Origin of the sequence: Rhodococcus chondri, from assembly GCF_036327435.1 — a bacterium.
In the GTDB taxonomy this organism is placed as follows: domain Bacteria; phylum Actinomycetota; class Actinomycetes; order Mycobacteriales; family Mycobacteriaceae; genus Rhodococcus; species Rhodococcus chondri.
On sequence record NZ_JAUZMZ010000003.1, the window covers coordinates 1 to 19,965 of the forward strand.

Sequence of the window (19,965 nt, forward strand, 5' to 3'; positions counted from 1 at the left end):
GTCGCCGCACCGAGGAAGACCTCATCGCGAACACCCCCGCCGACGGTCTCGTCGGCGGGTCGGCACGGATCGACGGCGCCGAAGTGGTCGTGATGTCCTACGACTACACGGTGCTCGCCGGTACCCAGGGCCTGTACAACCACCGCAAGACCGACCGGCTGCTCGAGCTCGCGGCGCGCCGGAAGGTGCCGCTGGTGCTGTTCGCCGAGGGCGGCGGCGGGCGGCCCGGTGACGTCGACGCCGGCCCCGGATCCGGTCTGGAACTGGCGACGTTCCGGGCGATGGCGTCGCTGCGCGGGCGCGTCCCCACGGTGGCCGTGGTCTCGGGCCGGTGCTTCGCGGGCAATGCGGCGCTCGCGGGGGTCTGCGACGTGCTGATCGCGACCCCCGACGCCAATATCGGCATGGGCGGGCCCGCGATGATCGAGGGCGGCGGTCTCGGTGTCCACCGTCCCGAGGACATCGGCCCGATCGACGTGCAACGCCGCAACGGCGTCGTTCATCTCGTGGCACGCGACGAACCGCACGCGGTCGCGACGGCCAGGCGGTACCTGTCGTTTTTCACGGCCGCCACAACCGGGTTCGAGGCACCCGATCCGCGTCTCGCACGTCACGCGGTGCCCGCGAACCGCCTCCGCGCGTACGACGTACGCGCCGCGGTCACAGCGATAGCGGACGTCGGTTCCGTGCTCGAGCTTCGCGCCGACTACGGCGTCGGCATCGTCACCGCTCTCGTCCGGGTCGAGGGCGCCGCGTACGGTGTGCTCGCCAACAGCAGTCACCACCTCGGCGGCGCGATCGACGCCGAAGCGGCGGACAAGGCCGCCGACTTCCTCGAACTGTGCGAAGCACATCGACTGCCGGTCGTGAGCCTGTGCGACACCCCGGGATTCATGGTGGGACCGGAATCGGAGAAGGACGCGACGGTTCGCCGATTCGGCAGGCTCTTCGTCGCGGGTGCGCGCCTGACGGTGCCGTTCGGCACGATCATCCTGCGCAAGGGCTACGGGCTCGGTGCGATGGCCATGGCCGGGGGATCGTTTCATGCACCGCAGTTCACCGTCGCTTGGCCGACGGGGGAGATCGGTGGCATGGGACTCGAAGGTGCTGTGCGGCTGGGATTCCGCAAGGAACTCGACGCCACACCCACTCCCGACGCGCGCGAGGAGTTGTTCGAGCAACTCGTCGCGGCCGCGTATCAGCGGGGCAAGGCGCTGCAGGCGGCGACGATCTTCGAACTCGACGACGTCATCGACCCCGCCGACACCCGCGCGTGGATCGGTCGGCTGTAGCGGACCCGAAGCTGGGTACCCCTCACCCATGGTCACCTATCCCGGCGCACAGGAATTTCTTCCCGACACCCTCGACCTGCCTTCCCTGGCGGCCGCCTCCCGTGGATGCCGCGGCTGCGACCTCTACAAGGCCGCCGAGCGCACGGTGTTCGGGGCAGGGTCGGACGAGGCGCGGATGCTGCTCGTCGGCGAACAGCCCGGCGATCAGGAGGATCGGGCGGGCGAGCCGTTCGTCGGTCCGGCCGGGCGGCTGCTCGACAAGGCGCTGGAGGACGCAGGGATCGACCGTGGCACCGTGTACGTCACCAATGCGGTCAAGCACTTTCGGTTCGAGCGCGCCGCGAACGGCAAGCGCCGCATCCACAAGAAACCGTCGGGCGGTCAGATCGCGGCGTGCCGGCCGTGGTTGCTCGCCGAACTCGACACGGTGCGGCCCGACGTCGTGGTGTGTCTCGGTGCGACCGCCGCGCAGGCGCTGCTCGGAAAGGACTTCAAACTCACCGAGCATCGCGGGGAGGTGCTGCGGCTCGACGAGGAACTGCGCAGCTCACACGACCCGGCGGTACTCGCGACCATCCACCCCTCGGCGATCCTGCGTGCGCGTTCCAACCGGGACGACGCATTGCGTTCGCTGGTGGGCGACCTGCAGCGCGCGGCGAGCCTGCGCTGACCGTCTACGCGGTGGTGGCCAGCGCGGCCGCCAGCCCGAAGACGACCGCCATGGCGCAGACCTCGAGCACGGAATTGCGCAGCGAAATGTCCGCGGTCGTGCGGTGTGCGGCCGCGGCGGGCACCCAACTCCGCCGCCACACCCACGCCAGGATCAACAGCGCCGCGAGCGCCGCGGCTTTAGCCAGGACGAGCCGTCCGTACCCGCTATCGAGGAGGGCGGTGACCGAGCCGACCCGCACTGCCGCGTTGATCAGGCCCGTCGCCGCGAGCGCGCTCACGCACTGCAACGCGAGCGTCGAATAGCGCGGCAGCAGCTGCGCCCAGGCTCCTCGCGAGCGCACGGTGAGCGCGAGCGCCACGAGCACACCGGCCCACAAGGCCGCTGCCAGAACGTGGACGGCCCCGAGCACCGAGCCGAGCATCTGCTGCGACATGTGGCCCGTCACCGGCCGCGCGATGAGCGCGAGCGCGGCGGCGACGAGGACCGGCTCCGAGGGCCACCGCGCCGACCTGCGGTACGCCACGGCGGCGGTGACCGTGCACGCGGCCACGCACACCCACGCCAGAGCGGCGGTCCCACCTGCTCCGGCGGCGCCGATGTATTCGGCGAACAGCGCGGCGTCGAGCCCGGTGACGGGAACGTCGACGGCCGCGGCCGCTTCGAGGACGAGCTGGACGGTCTCGAGCAGCAGCCACACCCCGCCGAGCACGGCGAGCGCGCGCCACACGTCGTCGAGCACAACCGGGGGACGCCGCTCCCCACGGACCATCGCCGCAAGGGTGGCGAGTCCCAGCACCGCGGAGCCCGCGCTCAACGACAGGGCCCGCACCCAGCTCGACAGGGCCGGATCCGCGAGGAGACGCGCGACGGCGACGCCCGCGAGGGCACCGGCAGCGACCCCGAGGAGCCACCGCCGGCGCACCGCGAGCATCCGGGTCAGGCCTTGGGCTTGCGCAGAGCGAACCACAATCCCGCGCCGACCACGACGACACCGGCGGCGACGAACCACCAGACGGCAGGTCCGCTACCGCCGTCCTCACCGGCCTGATCGGAGGACTCGGCGTTGCCCGAAGCGGCCTTACCCGGAGTTCCGGATCCCTCCTGCGTGAGGGTGAACGTGCGGGTACCGCTCACGGGGTGTCCGTCTGCGGACGTCACGCGGTAGGCGATCGTGTAGTCACCGGTGGGACCGAGATCGCCCACCTCGACGCTCACGGTCGCGCCGTCGACGACGGGTTCGCCTTTCGACCACAGGTTGCCGTCGGGGCCCACCACGGTCAGGGCCGCGAACTGTTCCTGCATGGCCTCGTTGAACGTCACCTCGACCCGCTCGGGGCTCCGGGCGATCTGTTCGCCGTCCTCCGGGGTGCTCGACAGGACGACGGAGTGCGCCGCGGCGGGCCCGGAGGCGAGCATCAGGGCTGCGGCCAGCGTGGCGACGACGATGAGAAGACGCTTCATGCCCGCCGCCCCCGGATCAGGGCGCCGAGTCCCAGGGCTGCGCCGAGCGCACCGAGGACCAGGCCGATACCGCCGAGCCAGCGCGCCGTGGTGTCGGTGCCGCCGGCAAGGTACCCGTCGTCGCTGCTCGCGGCGAGCGTCACGCTCGGTGCGGGCTTTTCCGGTTCTGCGCCGCCGGATGCGGGCTGGTCCCACGCGACGACCTCGCCGTCGCTGTAGGTCTGCACGGCCGGGAACAACACTTCGTCCTCCTCGGGCAGCGGACCGACGGAGAGCACGAACTGCTGGAATTCGCCGGGACCGACGCTGACACCGGGGTCGGCGGTCCACGTGACCGCGGTCGCAAGGCCGGTGCCGGGATCCTTCTCGACGGTTGCCGTCCACCCGGCCAGCGGCAGGGTGCGTGCGGACTTCAGCCCGGGCAGTTCGACGGTCAGTGCGGTGGTGCCGGCGGTGTCGGATTCGGTGGGTACGCGGAACGTCAGCACCGTGTAACCGCCCTGTTCGGCGCCGGGGGCGAAGGCGGAGACGTGCGCTGCCGCCACGCCGGAGCCGGCGAGCAGCAACGCTGCGGTGGCACCCGCGCCCACCAGGGCGCGGGGAATAGAGCTCTTCATGAAATCTGTCTCTCTCGAAAAGGAGTCGGTACAGCGATCTATGCGCAACAGGTCGCCGCGGGAGGTCCTCGTCGAGAGATGTTCGGTGGCGCCCGTCCGCCCACGAGCCGGTCGGTGCTCGTGCGCGGCAGAATCCGCGGCAGCGACGCCACCCCGGTGCGGAAGGTGAGTACGGCCCGGACCGCCCGCGAGCACGCGTCGTACAACCGACGCGCGGCACCGAGCAGCATCGCGCACAGTGCAACGGCGACGACGTGCGCGGTGAACATCGCCGCCGGCGCATGCATGTGGCCCGTCGTGACGGCGTTCAGCACGACGTGGGTTCCGGCCTGTCCGGCGGCGAGCAGCACGATCGGCGGCATCGCGGGCAGCTGGGCGCCGACCATCCCGACACCCACCGCGATCGCGAGCAGCAGTGCCGCGGTCGGGCCGGTCGGGATGCCCCCACCGGCGGCGCCGTGCGCGGCGACGGCGAGGACCGCCGTCGTCACGCCGGCGATGGTGCCGAGTAGGGGAGAGCTGGTGGTCACCGGATGATCAGCGCACTCCCAGCCGGGCCAGCAGATCCGCCTCGATGCCGTCGAGTTCCTGGGAGATCGCGGAGTGTGCCGCCTTGCGGCGCCCCACGGGCATCTGCTCGGCGGTCTGCACCGCGGTGGCGAGGTCGAACAGGCGTGCACGAATCGCGCTCGCGAACGTCTTGGTCTCGGCGTCCTGCGGGTGGAGTGCCTCGATCTTGATGAGCGACTGCTCCGCACTCGCGATGCGGGCGCTCAGGCGCGCACCGTGACCGGAGAATTCACCGAGGCTCTCGACGGCGACCCCGAGATTCTGCGCGCGGCGGGCATCGAGCTGTCCGCGGATGGCGGTGACCGCCTGGTACACGATCGGCGCGAGCACCGGCGCGAGAAGCCGCGCGACCCCGAGGTAGCGGCGGATCTTCGCCGCATTCAGGCCCTGGTTCTCGGCCGCCTTCTTCTGCGCTTTGAGGGTCGCGATCGTTTCTTTCTCGACCTTCGCCTGCGACCTGACGAGTTCCTTGTCGAGCTTTGTCTGCGACTTGGCCAGCTTCTTGCCCAGCTTTTCCTGAGCCTTCGCCGAGCGCCGGTCGTTCTTGAGCCGGTTCTTCGCTCCGAGCTTCGCTTCGAGCGTCGCCTTGTGCTTGAGAGCCTTCGCCTCAGCCTTGCGAGTGACGCGCCGCTTGCGCTTGAACAACCCCATCGAACAGCACCCTCCATCCGGTACGACCGCGGCGCCGCCGCGCCTCGGGCCAGCCTAACGTGACGGTGCTGGTTCGAGTCGTTCCACGCCGTGGGAATACTGTGGAACGTTGTGGAGGTATCCGACGACTTGCGACGCCCGCCCGTCTCGATCGAGGCGAGCGCGCTGACCCGATGCCGTCACCGGGTGTTCCTGGACGCCACGTTTCCGCACGAGCTGGCCGTCGCACCGGAGAATCCGGGTGCGCGGCAACGCCAGGAAGCCGCGGCCGCGCACCGTGAGGCGATCCGGCAGAAACTGTTCGACGCCGACCCGGACGGCTGGGTGCTGATCGGCCCCGACGGATCGGCGGCGCGCCGCGCCGAGCAGACCCTCGCCGCGTGCCGGTCCGGCGCAGACCGGATCTGGGGTGCCGTGCTGCCCCTCGAACCCGACACCGGCCGGCGGGGCCGCTCCGAGATCCTGCTCCGCGATCGGGTGAACGGCGGCTATATCCCGGTCGTCGTCGTCAATCACAAGGTCACCGATCCCGGACGCGGCGCAACCACCACCGGCCTGTTCGAGTGGGCACCGGCGGTCGACGAGACCCGCAAGGTGCGCAGTCAGATCCGCGACCAGATGCGCGTCGCGCACCTGCACCGAATGCTCGAGCGGCACGGTCTCGCAAGTCCGGCGCAGGTGGCCGGCGCGATCGGATACGGCGGCGACTGCGTTCTCGTCCACGATCTGTCGACGATCCTCGACGACTACGACACGCGCCTGGCCGATCGCGTGGAGATCGCGCGCGGTCGGGTGCGGACGGAACCGTCGCAGATCGGTGAATGCCGCACGTGCCCGTGGTGGGACCGGTGCCGGTCCGAGTTGACCGCCGGACGCGACGTGTCGCTGGTCGCGCCGGGACAACGCGCGGAGGTGTTGCGGGAACTGGGTGTCCGTACGATCGACGGGCTCGCCGGATGGGTAGGGGAGCCACCCGAGGTGTGGCCGCAGGGCCCGTTCGAGGATGCGGTGGTCATCGCGAAGGCGTGGCTGGCAGGCGCGCCCCTGGTGCGGCGGTATCGGCATGTGCACGTGCATCGCGCGGACATCGAGGTCGACGTCGACATGGAGAGCTACCAGGAGTTCGGCGCGTACCTGTGGGGCACGTTGCTCAACGGGGAGGCTCCGTCGGAGTACCAGCCTTTCGTGACGTGGCTGCCCGTGCCCACCGACGACGAGGCGCGGTCGTTCGCCGGGTTCTGGAGGTGGCTGTCGGACCAGCGGCGCACCGCCGAGCGCAAGGGGAAAACCTTTGCTGCGTATTGCTATTCGCGCTCTGCGGAGGACAAGTGGTTGTTGTCGTCGGCGCGGCGGTTCCACGGCTTCCCGGGCGTCCCGGCCGAGGAGGAGATCAAGGCGTTCATCGGCTCGCCGCAATGGGTGGACGTGTACCAGGCCGTGACCGACCAGTTCGTGTGTCCGAACGGCAAGGGACTCAAGAAGATCGCCCCGATCGCCGGGCATCGCTGGCGCGACGACGAGGCCGGCGGCGAAGCATCGATGAGCTGGTACCGCGATGCGGTCGGCTACGACGGTCCACCGGACCCGACGCAGCGCGCGCGGCTGCTCGAGTACAACGAAGACGATGTGATCGCCACGAAGATTCTCCGTGAGTGGATGAGTGAGCGTGCGGTGCAAGAGATTCCGCACATCGACGATTTGTAGAAGCCCGTGCGCGCTTCCGGTGGTCCCCGCTACCAAAAGCACGCACGGGGGTCAGGGACGCAGCGACTCGGCGAGCCGGCCCAGCGCCTCGACGACGGGAGTCCCGAACATCGGTGGGTCGTTGTGCTCGAGACCGGGTAGCGCGACTTCTTCGACCAGGTGCGGCGCGGCGTCGGCGACGGCACGGCTCTGTTCGGGAGGAACGATCGTGTCGGCGGTGCCGTAGACGACGGTGACGGGCACCTGCAGGCGGGCGACCGTCTCGGCGACCGGAAACCGGTCCCGCAACAGCGAGGTGGGCAGGAACGGGTAGTGCACGCGGCCCACCGCCGCGAGGTCGGTGAACGGGGAGCGCAACAGCATCCCGGCCGGAGCGGACTCGGCGGCGAGCGCCGTCACCACTGCGCTGCCGAGGCTTTCCCCCAGATACAGCAGGCGGTTCTCGTCGACATCCTCACGCCCGCGCAGATACTCCAGAGCGGCGCGTGCGTCGGACGCGAGACCCTGCTCGCTCGGCCGGCCCGGGTTCGCACCGTAACCCCGGTAGTCGATCAGCAAAGTCGCGAATCCGGCGTCCGCCAGCGTGGCGGCGAGCGGCGCACGGTCCAGACGGTTACCGCCGTTACCAGGTGCGAACAGGACGGTGAAGCCGTGACCGGGGCCTGCGGGATTGCGGCCCGGTACGAACCACGCGCCGAGTTCGTATCCGTCGGACGTGTTCAGACGCACGTCCTCGGCGCCGGGCAGCACGACGGACGCCATCGGTGGTGCGGACGTGTCCGGCAGGTAGATCAGCCGGCGCTGCCCGGCCCACGCCGCTACTGCCAGCAGCGTGACGATCGCCGCCGCCACCAGCAGCGTCCGCACCACCGCACCGGAAGACATGTTCGGAGGGTTGAACCCGCGAGAGGGCTACCGCGGGGCCATGCGCAGCGCGCCGTCCATGCGGATGGTCTCGCCGTTGAGGTAATCGTGTTCGACGATCATCTGCACGAGCTGTGCGTACTCGGTGGGCTGCGCAAGCCGCGACGGGAACGGCACGCCCGCTTCGAGTCCCTTGCGGTACTCGTCGGTGACGCCCGCGAGCATGGGGGTGTCGACGATGCCGGGGGCGATGGTGTTGACGCGGATGCCGAACTGCGCGAGATCGCGGGCTGCGGGCACCGTCATGCCGTGCACGCCGCCCTTGGACGCGGAGTACGCCACCTGGCCGATCTGGCCCTCGAAGGCGGCGACGGACGCGGTGTTGACGACGACGCCGCGTTGTCCGGCCTCATCGATCGTGTCGGTCTTGGCGATGGCGTCGGCCGCCAGGCGCATCACGTTGAACGTACCGAGCAGATTGACGGTGATGACGGTGCGGAACAGCTCCAGGTCGTGCGGGCCGTTCTTCGACAGGATGCGGCCCGCCCAGCCGACCCCGGCACAGTTGACGACGATGCGCAGTGGGACACCCGACTCGACGATCCGGTCGACGGCGGCCTGCACCTCGTCGGCACTGGTCACGTCGGTGGCGATGAGGTTGACACCCTCCGGGGCGTTGCTGCCCACCCGCTCGATCGACTGCTCGAGGTCGAGACCGAATACGGTGGCTCCGGCGTCGGCCAGACGCTTTGCGGTAGCGGCACCGAGGCCCGAAGCGGCCCCCGTCACCAGAGCGGCAGATCCTTGAATGTCCACTTGTCGTACTCCCTGCTGCGGGGCCTCGCGGCACACGTGTTGTGTGTCGAACCCTAGCGCGCCGGGATCGTCTCGTCAGGCCGCCGACGCAGCACGGCTGCGCCGATCACCGCAGCCACGAGGCATGCCGCGGCGCCGAGGAGCAAACCGGCACGGCCGCCCCACTGCTCGCACACCCAGCCGGCGACGGGCCCGCCGATCGCGGTGGAGCCGAGGAACGCCACCGACCACAGGGCCATCACCCGGCCGCGCATCGTGGACTCCGAGGCCAGCTGCAGCGAACTGTTCGTGGTGGAGGTGAACGTGACGCTCAGGGCACCGACGAGCACCATCGTCGCGAGCAGAACCGGCAGTGACGGCGCCGCCGCGGCCGCGGCCATCGCGATACCGAACGCGACCGCGATCACGATCAGTGGGCGGATGCCGATGCGGCCCCACGTGGCCACCGCGAGGCCGCCCACGACCGAACCGGCGCCCATGGCAGCGGTCAGGAACCCGTACGCGCCGGCTCCCGCCTCGAAGGTGTGGTCGGCCAGGACGGGCAGCACCACCTGGAATTCGAATGCGAGGCACCCCACTAGCGCCATCATCAGCAGCGGCACCGCGAGGTCGGGTGTGCGCCGCACGTAGGCCAGTCCCTCGCGCAGTTGGCCGCGGGCCCGTCCGGTCGGCGGCGAGGGTCGGAGTTTCGACACGTCGAGCGTCAGCAGGGACGTCACCACCGCGACGAAGCTGGCGGCGTTGAGCAGGAAACACACCCCGGTACCGCCGGCCGCGATGACCAGGCCGGCGATCGCGGGGCCGATCATGCGGGAACAGGACGCGAGCACCGATTGCAGGCTCACCGCGTTGCGCAGATCCTCGGGCGCGACCATCTCGAGCATGAAGGACTGGCGTGCGGGATTCTCGAAGCACTGGTTGAAGCCGAGCAGCACGGCGAGGGCGTAGACGTGCCACAACTCGATGGTGCCGGTGACGACGAGCAGACCCAGGATCAGAGCCTGGAGGCCCATCATCGACTGCAGGCCGATCATGAGACGGCGCTTGTCGACGCGGTCGGCGACGACACCGCCGTACGGTCCGAGCAGGAGCATCGGGACGGTCTGGAGAGCGAGTACGACGCCGATCGCGGTGGCCGAGCCCGTCAGTTGCAGCACGAGCCACGACTGGCCGACGATCTGCATCCACGTGCCGACGAGTGAGACCGCCTGGCCGGCGATGTAGCGGCGGAAGTTGGGGCCGCGGAGGGATGCGAAGGTCTGTTCGCGCAGATCCGAGAGCGTGGTCACAGGCGCGGTGTCTTCCCGCCGCAGGCCATCCGATCGGCGAGTGCTTCGAGGGCGGGGAGCGCGTCGTGCAGCGCGTCGACGTCGGGCACGTCCAATTCGGCGAGGTGCTCGGCGAACAGTGCGGTGCGGCGGGCACGCAGATCGGCGGCCACCCGGGCTCCGGCCGCGGTGATGTGGGCGAGGATCACGCGTTTGTCGTCGGCATCGGGGGAGCGGGTGACCAGACCGTCGTCCTCGAGTTTGCCGAGCATGCGCGAGCACATGGTGGGGTTCAGATTCTCGTATTCGGCCAGTTCGCGTACGCCGACGGTCTCGTGCCGGGCGACGGTAGCGAGCAGGGACGCTTGGGAGCGGGTCGGTCCGCCGTCACCGGCCGGTCTGCCCACGCTGCGCGCGATGCGGCCGAGAGCGATGCGCAGGCGGTGCACGTCCTCTTCGTCGAACTGTGCGGCGCTCGCTCGTGTCGTCACCGGTCATCGCCTCCACTTACTTGCCTGCCGGCAAGCATACTCTTCGGCGGCGGGGCACGCTCGGGGTCGGGACGCGGAAGTCAGGGGCGGACGGGAACCGGGACGTCCGCCTCGGCGCGCCGCTGTGCGCGAACCGCATGGGCCCGCATCAGCACGGTCGCGAGCGCCAGCGTCACTGCGCCCGCGGCCACTCCGACCGCCGGCGTGCCGGGGACGAGTCCGTCGCCGAGCATCCATGCGCCGAAACCGAAGAACAACGCCGAGGCGCCGAGCCGGACGGCGTTCTCGGGCAGGTGCCGGCCGAGCACGACACCGGCGACGATGGCGAGGGCATCCGCAGCCACCATGCCGATGGTCGACCCGACCCACACGCCGGCCCAGTCGTTGTCGGTGGCAAGCGTGATGGTGGCGAGCATCGTCTTGTCGCCGAGTTCGGCCAGGAAGAAGGCGGAGGCCACGGCCAGAAACGCCGACCTGGCGGCACGGCCGGCCTTGGCCTGCTCGTCGTCGTCGAGTGAGTCGCCGCGAAGGGTCCACGCGCCGAAGAACAAGAACGCCACGCCGCCCACGATCGAAATCGCCGTAGCCGGTATCGCCGCACCGAGGTAGTAGCCGACGGCCACCGACACCAGGTGCACCGCGGTGGTGGCGAACAGGATGCCGGACAACACCACCCACCAGCGATAGCGCAGTGCGAAGGTCATCGCCATGAGCTGTGATTTGTCGCCGAGTTCGGCGACGAAGATGACGGCGAAGCTGAGGACTACTGCGGCCCACATCGTCGGTGTTTCCTCCCTGTCGGATCTGGAGGAAACGGGCTTCCTCCGGTCGTCGGACGCGGGATGCGTCGACGGCCGAAGGTCTCGCCCACCGGAGGACATCCGGTTCGCCGGGCCGGGCCGGTACCGCACGCGGACCGTCCATTATGTCGACTCGGCGATTGGGGGCTACTCCCCTTCGCTTGGGCAACGATAGCGCAGGGAACACGAATTCGTAAAGGACACACTAAGTTTGGGTAACCGAACTCGCAAATGCGGGTGCGGGTCAGGCGGCGAGCAGCATCGCCAGAATTGCAGTATCGGGATCCCGGTTCGGATCGACACCCACCCGGCTGACCAGCGACGTCACCGTGCCGTCCGCCTCCGCTTCCACCCACGCGGCGCGATGATCCAGTCCGAGGTGCGGCAACCCCGGCAGCAGCACGCACCCCGAGGCCGCGCCCGCATTTTCGGGCAACGACGGTGTCGTCTCGGAAGGGGGATGCAGCATGATCAGCGCGGGCGGCTGGTGCTCGGCGAACAGGCCCGGCGCCACGGCTTCCGCGCCGAGTACCGGACCCTCGGCGATGAGCAGCCCCACGGTCCCCGGCTCCGGATCCTCGGGCAGTTCCTCACGCACCCCGAAGACCGTCGAGGTGGCCAGCAGCCCGGGCAGAGTCGCGACCCGCACGGTCATCGCGAGCAGCTGGGTCCACTCCCGGGTGGACGCGGGCCAGCGTCCCGAGACGACGAATCCCCGCAGCGCCCCGGCCGAGTGAAAAGCGGCGAGCCCGATCCGGTCGTTGTCGTTCATCGCTGACCTCCATACCCCGAGCTGTAACGCGACAGAACCGGTACACCTCGTTGGGTACGAGAAGAATGCCCGTTTCGCCGGTTGGCACACAAGAGGTCGCGAGTGCCAGCCACGTCTCGGCGTTGCCGTGGGAACGGGACGGGAACGAGAAGAGGGACGCCGTCGGCCCCGGCGCCCCTCTGTTTCGTTGCTGCGGCGCATGCGCGCCCCAGGTGCTGCTAGACGATCAGGCCCGAGGTCGCGGTACGCGCGCGGTCGAAGCGAGCCTGGACGTCGGCCCAGTTCACGATGTTCCAGAAGGCCTTGACGTAATCGGCCTTGACGTTCTGGTACTGCAGGTAGAAGGCGTGCTCCCACATGTCGAGCATGAGCAGCGGAACCAGACCCATCGGGATGTTGCCCTGCTGGTCGTAGAGCTGCACGATGATCAGGCGCTGACCGATCGAATCCCACGCGAGGATCGACCAGCCCGAACCCTGGATGGAGTTCGCGTTCGCCGAGAAGTGGTCGCGGAAGGCGTCGAACGAACCGAAAGCATCGTCGATCGCCGCGCCCAGTTCACCGGTCGGCTTGTCGCCGCCCTCGGGCGACAGGTTCTGCCAGAAAACCGAGTGGTTGGTGTGACCACCGAGGTGGAAGGCCAGGTCCTTCTCGAGCTTGGTAGCCTGGGCCGCCATGGTGCCGTTTTCGCGAGCCTCCGCCATCTTCTCGAGTGCGGTGTTGGCGCCGGCGACATAGGTCGCGTGGTGCTTGCTGTGATGCAGCTCCATGATCTTCGCCGAGATGTGCGGTTCGAGCGCTGCGTAGTCGTAGGGCAATTCCGGAAGCGTGTACTCAGCCACGAGGATCCCTTCTCTGCGGGTCTGTAGACCCGTTGTGTGTGCGTGCCTGTCTTGGGTTTCCACCCAAGCCCATAAGTACACCGTCTGCAACATGCGACTCCGCGCGGCCGCATTGCCCGCGCGGACCCGGATTTTCTCGCGGGAATGGTCACCCACTCACGCAGAATGCCCTGACCTGCGAAAATTCGCTGTCGGAATGAGGCGATTGGATGCAAATATAAACGGAGCCTTAACATCGGGGGGTGTTTCGGCCCTTCCTGATCGATCCGACCCGTGGGGCACAAGCACCGCGCGTCCAGCTTCCGGGCGTCGACCTGCTCCGGTTCCTGGCCGTCATCGCCGTCGTCTATTCACACATTTCCTTCTATCTGATCGACGATCTCGGTACCGGATGGTGGGGCATCGATCTGGTTTACAAGGTGTTCGTCGACGGTGTCGGACTCAACCAGCACCTCTCGTTCGTAGGTGTCTCGGCGTTCATGATGCTCACCGGGATGCTCATCACCCGGTCGGCGATCCGCCAGGACCGGCGCAAATTCCTCATTGCTCGCGCCGCGCGGCTGGTTCCCGCGTTCTGGGTGAGCATTCTCCTCGCGGTCGTGCTGGTCCGGCTGGGAATCAACGGCATGTTCAGCGGTCAGACCGGTGTGACGAACGGTGAGGCCGCGCTCAGCTTCTTCCTCGGCGCCTTCTTCCTGAAACCGCAGGTCGCGGTGCTCGGGGTCGCGTGGACGCTGGCGGTGCAGATCGCGTTCTATCTGTATTGCGTGTCCGGCCGGTCGCTGCTGCGCACCGCGCCCCTGGTCGTTCCGGTCCTCGGAGCGGTGGCCTGCATGCTGGTGCTCATCTACAACCTGTACGTGCCGGAGCCGTACACGGTGCCGTTCCTGTCGCGGATCGCCGCGACCATGCCCACCGTGTTCCTCGGCCAGATCGTCTATCTCGGCTGGGCAGGTCTCATCTCCCCCCGCGGGGTGATCCTGGCGCTGTTCGCCCAGGTGAATGTCATCGTGCTCGCCACCGACACCCAGGTGTACTGGGCAGGCACGCGCTATCTGTGGACGATCACGGTGGTTTTCGCGTGCGTCGTGCTGCTCTCCCGGTACGACGGACGCCTCGCCCGCCTGCGAGTCGTTCACTGGACGGCGACCCGCAGCTACGCCATCTACCTCGTCCACACCCTGGTCATGTACCGGGCGTACGAGAACACCGTGGGACTCGTGGGGACGACCGGTGCCATCGTGTGCCTGCTCATCGCATGTGCCCTCGCCGCCGAAGTCCTCTACCGCTGTGTCGAATTACCCGCGGCGAGACGGATCAGCACGCGGTGGCTCGCACCGAAATCGCCCGTCGTCGTGGAACAGGCCGCCACCGGGACGCGCGCGTAGCATCGGGGTCATGTCCTGGTTCGACGAGATCCTGTCCAGCGCCGGTTCGAAATCGCAGATGGTGACCGCCGAGAACGCGCTCCCCGGCCGCTCCGAATCCCTGCCCGTGCCGGAGACCCACCATGTGAACGGCAACCGCATCGTCCCGCCGTTCCCCGAAGGATTGCAGACCGCCGTGGTCGGCATGGGTTGTTTCTGGGGCGCCGAGAAGGAGTTCTGGCAACTCGACGGCGTGTACTCGACCGCGGCCGGTTATGCGGGCGGATACACCCCGAACCCCACCTACGAAGAGGTGTGTTCCGGTCGCACCGGGCACACCGAAGTCGTGCTCGTCGTCTTCGACCCGAAGGTGATCGGCTACCCGCAGATCCTCGCGCAGTTCTGGGAGAACCACGACCCCACCCAAGGAATGCGGCAGGGCAACGACCGGGGTACCCAGTACCGGTCGGCGATCTACACCTTCGACGAATCCCAGATCGAAATCGCCGAGGCCACCGCCGAAGCCTTCGGTAAACGGCTCGCCACCGCCGGCTACGGTTCGATCACCACCGAAATCGCACCGCTCACACAGTTCTATTACGCCGAGGGGTATCACCAGCAGTACCTCGCGAAGAACCCGAACGGCTACTGCCCGGTCCACGCCACCGGAGTCAGCTGCCCCGTCGGTCTCGGCGCCTGACGGGGTCCGGCCGCCGGTCCGGAGCTCTCCCACGGGTGTGAGATGCACTGGTATCGCTTGAACTTCCCTGGACGGAGTCGCACTCTGGATTGAGGACTGCCGGCGGGGGAAGGATCGAGAATGGGATATCTGCGGGGAATGCGCCGGGGTGTGCGCTCCCGGAACCCTCTGGTGCGTCGCACCGATCGGCTGGAGTCCCGGATCGTCGGCGCGCTCGTCGCCGCATTGCTGATCATGCTCCCGGTCGCCGTGTGGATCGGGTCCGCCACCTGGGGTAATCAGGTGGCGCTCGCCGAGCGGCAACTCGCCGAACGAACCAGCGTCACCGCAACGGTCGATACCGGCCCGGAGGCGGCGGACGTCGGCTGGGGTGAATTCGCGTACGCCACGCCCGCGGTCGCCGCAGTGTCGTGGGAGTGGGGCGAGCAGCCACGGCACGGCCTTGCGCAGGTCGGCAGCGGGACTGCCGCCGGCACCGAGGTTCTCGTCTGGGTCGACCGTGACGGTGAGCAGACGACGATGCCGCTCACCGTCTCGGCCGCGAAGTTCTCGTCGGTCCTGGTCGGGGTCTCGCTGTGGATTCTTGCGGCGTTGCTCGCCGCGGGGGTGTTCGCGTTCGCGCATTGGCGCATCGATCACCGTCGTACCCGGGACTGGAGCCGGGACATCGAAGCGTTCCTGGGCTCCACGAGTAGCCACTGATTTCGGTAGCCAGCGACTCCCGGGAATGACCGGTCCGGCTTACATTTCCTTCACCACCGGCATCACTTCCTGTGCGACCAGTTCGAGGTGCTCGAGATCGGCGAGGTCGAGCATCTGCAGGTAGATGCGCTGGGTTCCCGCCTTCGCGTACGCGCCGATCTTTTCGGCCACTTCCACCGGAGTACCCGCGAGCCCGTTCTCGCGGAGTTCGCCGACCTCACGCCCGATCCGCGCGGCACGTCGCGCGATCTCGTCCTCGTCCCGGCCGCAGCACAGCACCAGTGCGTTCGAATAAGTCAGCTCCGCGGGATCGCGGTCGATGGCCCGGCATGCCTGCTGTACTCGTGCGAACAGTGTCACGGTGTCCTCGATCGACGAGAACGGCACATTGAACTCGTCCGCGTACCGCGCGGTCAGCGCCGGGGTGCGCTTCTTGCCCGCGCCGCCCATCACGATGTGAGGGCGGGGCCGTTGCCGCGGTTTCGGCAGGGCCGGTGAATCGACGATGCGCACGTGCTCGCCCTCGTACGAGAATGTCTCCCCGACGGGCGTTTCCCACAGGCCGGTGATGACCGCGAGGGATTCCTCGAGCCGATCGAACCTTTCCTTCACCGTGGGGAACGGAATTCCGTACGCGAGATGTTCCTGCTCGAACCAGCCGGCGCCGAACCCGAAGTCGACGCGGCCGCCGCTCATCGCATCGACCTGGGCCACCGAGATGGCCAGCGGACCCGGATGGCGGAACGTTGCCGAGGTCACGAGGGTGCCGAGCCGGATCGTCGACGTGTCGCGGGCCAGTCCCGCGAGGGTTATCCACGCGTCCGTGGGGCCGGGCAGCCCCTCGGTGTTCATCGCAAGGTAGTGGTCGGAGCGGAAGAACGCGCCGTAGCCCAGACGCTCGGCCGTCTGTGCAACGGCGAGCAGATCGTCGTAGGTGGCGCCCTGCTGCGGTTCGGTGAAGATCCGTAATTCCATGCCCCGATCATTTCAGGTGTACGTTCCGGCGCGATCTGTGAGCGGTCTCGAGTCGTGACGCCCACACCCTCCTGTGCCTGGGGATGAACCTGTGGAAACTGTGGATAACTCCAGCGCATGGGTTCGGTGCGACACTCGAGAACTACTGTGCCGCGGACGGTCGCTGCGTGCCCCGGAAGCACGTGCCACTATTGAGAATGTGAGTTTCTCCGACGTGCCTACCGTGTCGGTGGACGACGTGCCCGCCGACACGGCCGAGGCGGTACTCCTCGACGTCCGCGAAGACGACGAATGGGCCCTCGGGCATGCCCCGGGCGCGCTGCACATTCCGCTGGCCGACATACCGGCGCGGGCCGAAGAGATCGATATGGACGCCGAGGTCTACGTGATCTGCCGACAGGGCGGTCGATCCCTGCGCGCCGTCGAATACCTCAACCGCATCGGCTACGACGCGATCTTCGTCGACGGCGGCATGGCGGCGTGGCAGAAGAACGCGCTTCCCCTGGTCTCCGAGGGCGACACCCCGGCGAAGATCTATTGATGGCCGCTTATCAGATCTGCGTTCGCTGCGAGAATCGCTGGCCGGTGTCGTATCAGCCGCGTCAGTGGTGCCCCGGATGCCGGGGGCTGCTGCTGTCCCCTGTCGACTCCGCAGGACCGGTGCCCCCGTCCCGGCGCAACTTCCGTTGGGTGGCCCGGCCCCCGCACACCGATTCCGAGCCGACGCAATCGCAGCGTCCGGAAGCTTCGCGCACGACACCGGCCTACGACGAAGTGCCGCGGTGGGGTCTGCACGACAACCATCCCGTCGCCGACGAGGACGAACCGAGCGCCTCCGAATCACTTGCCGATCTCGCCCCGACGCTGCTGGCCGGCGCCGCAGTGGTATTCGGTCTCGCAGCACTTGCCGAGCTCTTCCGGTACGGGCTGCTGGTCTTCAACCGCACCCGCCTGGTGGACCCTCTCGTGCTTGCCGTGTCCGATGCCGCGGTCTGGGCCACGCAGGTGTGTGGCCCCGTCGTGGCCCTCGCGTCGGCCCTCGCGTGCGCGTTGCGACTGCTCGAGGTGCGCCGGAAAGTGTTCGCCGCGCGCGGCACCTCCGATCCGCGGCACCCGGCGCTGGTGCTGCTCGGGGTTGTTGTGCCCGGCGCGAATCTCGGGTTCCCCGGCCTGTTTCTCACCGAGATCGCCGGCCACGATCCGCGGCTGCTCCGCGCGGTCCGGACGTGGTGGGTTCTGTGGGTGCTCAACGCGGTGGTGTTCGTCGCGGTGCTGTTGTCGCGGCAGCGCGATACTCTGCAGGCCCGCGCCGACGCCGTGTTGCTCACGGCGATCGCCGCGGCTTTCGCCGCGGTCGTGGCGGTCGTGACCTTGCACGTGGTCCGGCTGCTCGACCGCACCGACCTTTGGGGCCGGCCGTTGCGTTACCGGCGGCTGACCCCCACGAAAGGGCAGCCGAACGGGCCGATCACGCCTATCGTGCCCATTGTCCCCGCAGACCTCGACGCAGCCCCCGCAGACCTCGACGCAGCCCCCGCAGGTCTCGACACGGCCGACGGGGACGGCGCCACCCGCGAGGACGCAGAGGCCGCCGGAAGAGCCCGATCCGACCGAGCAGAGGCGGTGACCCCGTGACCGAGATCGATGTACCGCGCGTCGTGGCCCATCGCGGCTCGTCGGCCGCGAAAGCCGAGCACACGCTCGGCGCCTACGAGCTGGCTCTGCAGGAAGGCGCCGACGGGCTCGAATGCGACATCCGGCTGACCCGCGACGGTCAGCTCGTGTGCATGCACGACCGCACCATCGACCGGACATCGACCGGAACGGGTGTGGTCAGCGAGATGACCCTCGACGAACTGAAGCAATTCGACTACGGCAAGCCCGGCGAACCCGCCGAGATCCTGACGTTGCGAGAACTGCTCGAGCTCGCCATGGACTGGACGAGCGTGCCCGTCAAGCTGTTCATCGAGACCAAGCACCCGGTGCGCTACGGCGGACTTGTCGAGGCCAAGTTGCTCGCGGAACTGTCCCGGTTCGGTCTCGCGACACCCGCATCGGCCAGCTTCTCGAGGGTCGTGGTGATGTCGTTCGCCGCGAGCGCGATGTGGCGGATCCGGCGGTCCGCGCCGCTGATGCCGACCGTGCTGCTCGGGGAGACTTCGCGCTATCTGGGCGGCGCTGCCGCCCACACGGTCGGCGCGACGGCAATCGGGCCGTCGATCATGACCTTGCGCGAGCACGGCGACCTCGTCGACCGCGCCGCGGCCGCCGGGCGTGCCACCTACTGCTGGACCGTCGACGAGCCCCGCGACGTGGAACTGTGCCGCGAACTCGGTGTCGGATGGGTCGCGACCAACCATCCGGGGCGCACCAAGCTGCAACTCGTCACCGCGCCCGGCGTGTAGTTTTGCGCCGTGGCCAAGAAGAGCAAGAGAAACAGCGGACCCAAGCCCGACAGCAACCGCGCCGCGAAACTCGAGCAGCGCAGACTCGAGCGTGAAGCCGCCTCCGCGGTGGTCGCGCGTCCCTTCGAGGGGCTCGCTGCCGAATGCGATCTGGTGGCGCTGCGCGAGTTCGTACCGTCCGCGCTCGTCGACCTGCCCCTGATCGGGGAGGGCCGGAAGGTGACCGCTGCGACGATCCTGCCCGGCGGGGTCGCAGCGCTGGTACGCAACGAGGGCGACGACGCGGTCGCATACGTCGGGTTGCAGCTCGCCGCTCCCGGATCCGATCCGGCCGCCGAACTCGGCGCTGCGATCGAGTGGGCGCGCACCGCCGAACCGGGTACGTCGCTGCAGGTCGCGACGACCGGTCCGGATACCCCGCGGTTGAAGGATCTCCTCGATCCCGAAGTGATTCCGTCGATCACCGTGCATCAGGATTTCAACTGGTGGATCCCGGAGGGCGTCGACGCGAGCGACGAGGTCGCGCACACCGTGAAGCACGCCAACGAAGCGGTGTTGCCGTCGGCGCGGCTCGACGGACTGCCGGGCGCGTGGTGGGTCGACCCAGGCGAGAAGGCGCACCTGCGGTGGGTCCGGCCCGAGGACGAGGACGCGCTGATGGAGGCACTCTCACGCGTCCACGCGGCCGGTGGCCTGCATCTCGGTGAGGGCTCGCGGTTCGCCGGATCCTTCCGCACGCACGGGCTGCTCGTTCCGGTGTTCGACCTCGATCGAGAGAAGCATCCCGACGAATGGGTCGCGCCGACCGTCGAACTCGGTGCCCGCCTCGACGAGGCCCTGGCGGTGGATGCGCCGCTCACCGCGGCCGAGCGCCGGTCCCGCGACGGGCTGCGCAGCCGTCAGATCACGCTGCGCTGATCGTCGCTTCCCGAACAGCCGAATGCCACCTTCCTGCGTTCGCACTGCAGGAACGTGGCATTCGGTCGGACCCGGGA

23 protein-coding genes are annotated in these 19,965 nt (G+C 68.7%); 10 read left to right on the top strand and 13 right to left on the bottom strand.

What is annotated here, in order from left to right; genetic code table 11:
* Both Q8814_RS01015 and Q8814_RS01020 read left to right on the top strand, forming a co-directional pair.
* On the top strand, positions 1–1,292 hold a 1,292-nt coding region (locus Q8814_RS01015; RefSeq protein ID WP_330150134.1), incomplete at its 5' end, for an acyl-CoA carboxylase subunit beta.
* 28 nt (positions 1,293–1,320) lie between these two features.
* Positions 1,321–1,962 carry a UdgX family uracil-DNA binding protein gene (locus tag Q8814_RS01020; protein WP_330150135.1) on the top strand — a complete coding sequence of 214 codons (642 nt, stop codon included), beginning with the start codon at positions 1,321–1,323 and terminating at the stop codon, positions 1,960–1,962.
* Positions 1,963–1,966: 4 nt separating this feature from the next.
* On the opposite strand, the gene Q8814_RS01025 is transcribed toward Q8814_RS01020, so the two are convergent.
* From Q8814_RS01025 to Q8814_RS01045, 5 genes are read right to left on the bottom strand one after another with little or no spacing between them, the layout of a single operon-like run.
* The gene (locus Q8814_RS01025) at positions 1,967–2,896 is read right to left on the bottom strand and encodes a CopD family protein (protein ID WP_330150194.1); all 930 of its coding nucleotides are present in this window, start codon (positions 2,894–2,896) and stop codon (positions 1,967–1,969) included.
* A gap of 5 nt (positions 2,897–2,901) precedes the next feature.
* A complete protein-coding gene (locus Q8814_RS01030) occupies positions 2,902–3,426 on the bottom strand; it encodes a copper resistance CopC family protein (protein WP_330150136.1) in 525 nt (174 codons plus the stop codon).
* On the bottom strand, positions 3,423–4,043 hold the full coding sequence (locus Q8814_RS01035; RefSeq protein WP_330150137.1) for a YcnI family copper-binding membrane protein: 621 nt from the start codon (positions 4,041–4,043) through the stop codon (positions 3,423–3,425). The genes Q8814_RS01030 and Q8814_RS01035 overlap by 4 nt, the downstream gene beginning before the upstream one ends.
* A gap of 38 nt (positions 4,044–4,081) precedes the next feature.
* Positions 4,082–4,573 carry a hypothetical protein gene (locus tag Q8814_RS01040; RefSeq protein ID WP_330150138.1) on the bottom strand — a complete coding sequence of 164 codons (492 nt, stop codon included), beginning with the start codon at positions 4,571–4,573 and terminating at the stop codon, positions 4,082–4,084.
* Between the two features lie 7 nt (positions 4,574–4,580).
* Entirely contained in the window at positions 4,581–5,264 is a 684-nt protein-coding gene (locus tag Q8814_RS01045) for a DUF6474 family protein (RefSeq protein WP_330150139.1), read from the bottom strand.
* Between the two features lie 111 nt (positions 5,265–5,375).
* On the opposite strand from Q8814_RS01045, the gene Q8814_RS01050 reads away from it, so the two are divergent.
* Complete coding sequence (locus tag Q8814_RS01050) at positions 5,376–6,968, top strand: TM0106 family RecB-like putative nuclease (protein ID WP_330150140.1); 1,593 nt, start codon at positions 5,376–5,378, stop codon at positions 6,966–6,968.
* Between the two features lie 51 nt (positions 6,969–7,019).
* Here the strand turns inward: Q8814_RS01050 and Q8814_RS01055 are convergent, their stop codons facing one another.
* From Q8814_RS01055 to Q8814_RS01085, 7 genes are all read right to left on the bottom strand, one after another.
* A complete protein-coding gene (locus Q8814_RS01055; protein ID WP_330150141.1) occupies positions 7,020–7,853 on the bottom strand; it encodes an alpha/beta hydrolase in 834 nt (277 codons plus the stop codon).
* Between the two features lie 27 nt (positions 7,854–7,880).
* Positions 7,881–8,648, bottom strand: coding sequence for an SDR family NAD(P)-dependent oxidoreductase (locus tag Q8814_RS01060; RefSeq protein ID WP_330150142.1), 768 nt, complete (start codon positions 8,646–8,648; stop codon positions 7,881–7,883).
* Positions 8,649–8,701: 53 nt separating this feature from the next.
* On the bottom strand, positions 8,702–9,937 hold the full coding sequence (locus tag Q8814_RS01065; RefSeq protein WP_330150143.1) for an MFS transporter: 1,236 nt from the start codon (positions 9,935–9,937) through the stop codon (positions 8,702–8,704).
* Positions 9,934–10,350: a MarR family winged helix-turn-helix transcriptional regulator gene (locus tag Q8814_RS01070; protein WP_330150195.1), complete on the bottom strand. Its 417-nt coding sequence runs from the start codon at positions 10,348–10,350 to the stop codon at positions 9,934–9,936. Before Q8814_RS01070 ends, Q8814_RS01065 begins: the two co-directional genes overlap by 4 nt.
* 137 nt (positions 10,351–10,487) lie before the next feature.
* Entirely contained in the window at positions 10,488–11,186 is a 699-nt protein-coding gene (locus Q8814_RS01075; protein ID WP_330150144.1) for a TMEM165/GDT1 family protein, read from the bottom strand.
* A gap of 265 nt (positions 11,187–11,451) precedes the next feature.
* Complete coding sequence (locus tag Q8814_RS01080; protein ID WP_330150145.1) at positions 11,452–11,979, bottom strand: peptidase; 528 nt, start codon at positions 11,977–11,979, stop codon at positions 11,452–11,454.
* Between the two features lie 218 nt (positions 11,980–12,197).
* Positions 12,198–12,821 (bottom strand): superoxide dismutase, encoded by a 624-nt coding sequence (locus tag Q8814_RS01085; RefSeq protein WP_330150146.1) that lies wholly within the window; start codon positions 12,819–12,821, stop codon positions 12,198–12,200.
* A gap of 242 nt (positions 12,822–13,063) precedes the next feature.
* On the opposite strand from Q8814_RS01085, the gene Q8814_RS01090 reads away from it, so the two are divergent.
* The 3 genes from Q8814_RS01090 to Q8814_RS01100 all read left to right on the top strand — a co-directional run bounded on the left by Q8814_RS01090 (position 13,064) and on the right by Q8814_RS01100 (position 15,590).
* The gene (locus Q8814_RS01090; protein ID WP_330150147.1) at positions 13,064–14,209 is read left to right on the top strand and encodes an acyltransferase family protein; all 1,146 of its coding nucleotides are present in this window, start codon (positions 13,064–13,066) and stop codon (positions 14,207–14,209) included.
* Between the two features lie 10 nt (positions 14,210–14,219).
* Positions 14,220–14,888, top strand: a complete 669-nt coding sequence (gene msrA / locus Q8814_RS01095) for a peptide-methionine (S)-S-oxide reductase MsrA (protein ID WP_330150148.1) — start codon at positions 14,220–14,222, stop codon at positions 14,886–14,888.
* Positions 14,889–15,008: 120 nt separating this feature from the next.
* On the top strand, positions 15,009–15,590 hold the full coding sequence (locus Q8814_RS01100) for an Rv1733c family protein (protein ID WP_330150149.1): 582 nt from the start codon (positions 15,009–15,011) through the stop codon (positions 15,588–15,590).
* Between the two features lie 39 nt (positions 15,591–15,629).
* On the opposite strand, the gene Q8814_RS01105 is transcribed toward Q8814_RS01100, so the two are convergent.
* Positions 15,630–16,565 carry an LLM class F420-dependent oxidoreductase gene (locus Q8814_RS01105; protein WP_330150150.1) on the bottom strand — a complete coding sequence of 312 codons (936 nt, stop codon included), beginning with the start codon at positions 16,563–16,565 and terminating at the stop codon, positions 15,630–15,632.
* 199 nt (positions 16,566–16,764) lie between these two features.
* On the opposite strand from Q8814_RS01105, the gene Q8814_RS01110 reads away from it, so the two are divergent.
* Genes Q8814_RS01110 through Q8814_RS01125 form a run of 4 tightly spaced genes read left to right on the top strand, consistent with a single transcriptional unit; the run spans position 16,765 to position 19,888 of the window.
* A complete protein-coding gene (locus tag Q8814_RS01110; RefSeq protein ID WP_330150151.1) occupies positions 16,765–17,106 on the top strand; it encodes a rhodanese-like domain-containing protein in 342 nt (113 codons plus the stop codon).
* On the top strand, positions 17,106–18,200 hold the full coding sequence (locus Q8814_RS01115; RefSeq protein WP_330150152.1) for a DUF4328 domain-containing protein: 1,095 nt from the start codon (positions 17,106–17,108) through the stop codon (positions 18,198–18,200). The genes Q8814_RS01110 and Q8814_RS01115 overlap by 1 nt, the downstream gene beginning before the upstream one ends.
* On the top strand, positions 18,197–18,970 hold the full coding sequence (locus tag Q8814_RS01120) for a glycerophosphodiester phosphodiesterase (RefSeq protein WP_330150153.1): 774 nt from the start codon (positions 18,197–18,199) through the stop codon (positions 18,968–18,970). Before Q8814_RS01115 ends, Q8814_RS01120 begins: the two co-directional genes overlap by 4 nt.
* A gap of 9 nt (positions 18,971–18,979) precedes the next feature.
* Positions 18,980–19,888 carry a DUF5926 family protein gene (locus tag Q8814_RS01125; protein ID WP_330150154.1) on the top strand — a complete coding sequence of 303 codons (909 nt, stop codon included), beginning with the start codon at positions 18,980–18,982 and terminating at the stop codon, positions 19,886–19,888.
* Positions 19,889–19,965: the final 77 nt, after the last annotated feature.

What these genes read in the sequence shown, in the direction of transcription:
- Q8814_RS01055 (WP_330150141.1), bottom strand. Translation starts at nt 7,853, where the DNA reads ATGTCTTCCGGTGCGGTGGTGCGGACGCTGCTGGTGGCGGCGGCGATC.
- Q8814_RS01020 (WP_330150135.1), top strand. Translation starts at nt 1,321, where the DNA reads ATGGTCACCTATCCCGGCGCACAGGAATTTCTTCCCGACACCCTCGAC.
- Q8814_RS01100 (WP_330150149.1), top strand. Translation starts at nt 15,009, where the DNA reads ATGGGATATCTGCGGGGAATGCGCCGGGGTGTGCGCTCCCGGAACCCT.
- Q8814_RS01075 (WP_330150144.1), bottom strand. Translation starts at nt 11,186, where the DNA reads ATGTGGGCCGCAGTAGTCCTCAGCTTCGCCGTCATCTTCGTCGCCGAA.
- Q8814_RS01025 (WP_330150194.1), bottom strand. Translation starts at nt 2,896, where the DNA reads ATGCTCGCGGTGCGCCGGCGGTGGCTCCTCGGGGTCGCTGCCGGTGCC.
- Q8814_RS01080 (WP_330150145.1), bottom strand. Translation starts at nt 11,979, where the DNA reads ATGAACGACAACGACCGGATCGGGCTCGCCGCTTTTCACTCGGCCGGG.
- msrA (WP_330150148.1), top strand. Translation starts at nt 14,220, where the DNA reads ATGTCCTGGTTCGACGAGATCCTGTCCAGCGCCGGTTCGAAATCGCAG.
- Q8814_RS01105 (WP_330150150.1), bottom strand. Translation starts at nt 16,565, where the DNA reads ATGGAATTACGGATCTTCACCGAACCGCAGCAGGGCGCCACCTACGAC.
- Q8814_RS01115 (WP_330150152.1), top strand. Translation starts at nt 17,106, where the DNA reads ATGGCCGCTTATCAGATCTGCGTTCGCTGCGAGAATCGCTGGCCGGTG.
- Q8814_RS01035 (WP_330150137.1), bottom strand. Translation starts at nt 4,043, where the DNA reads ATGAAGAGCTCTATTCCCCGCGCCCTGGTGGGCGCGGGTGCCACCGCA.
- Q8814_RS01045 (WP_330150139.1), bottom strand. Translation starts at nt 5,264, where the DNA reads ATGGGGTTGTTCAAGCGCAAGCGGCGCGTCACTCGCAAGGCTGAGGCG.
- Q8814_RS01030 (WP_330150136.1), bottom strand. Translation starts at nt 3,426, where the DNA reads ATGAAGCGTCTTCTCATCGTCGTCGCCACGCTGGCCGCAGCCCTGATG.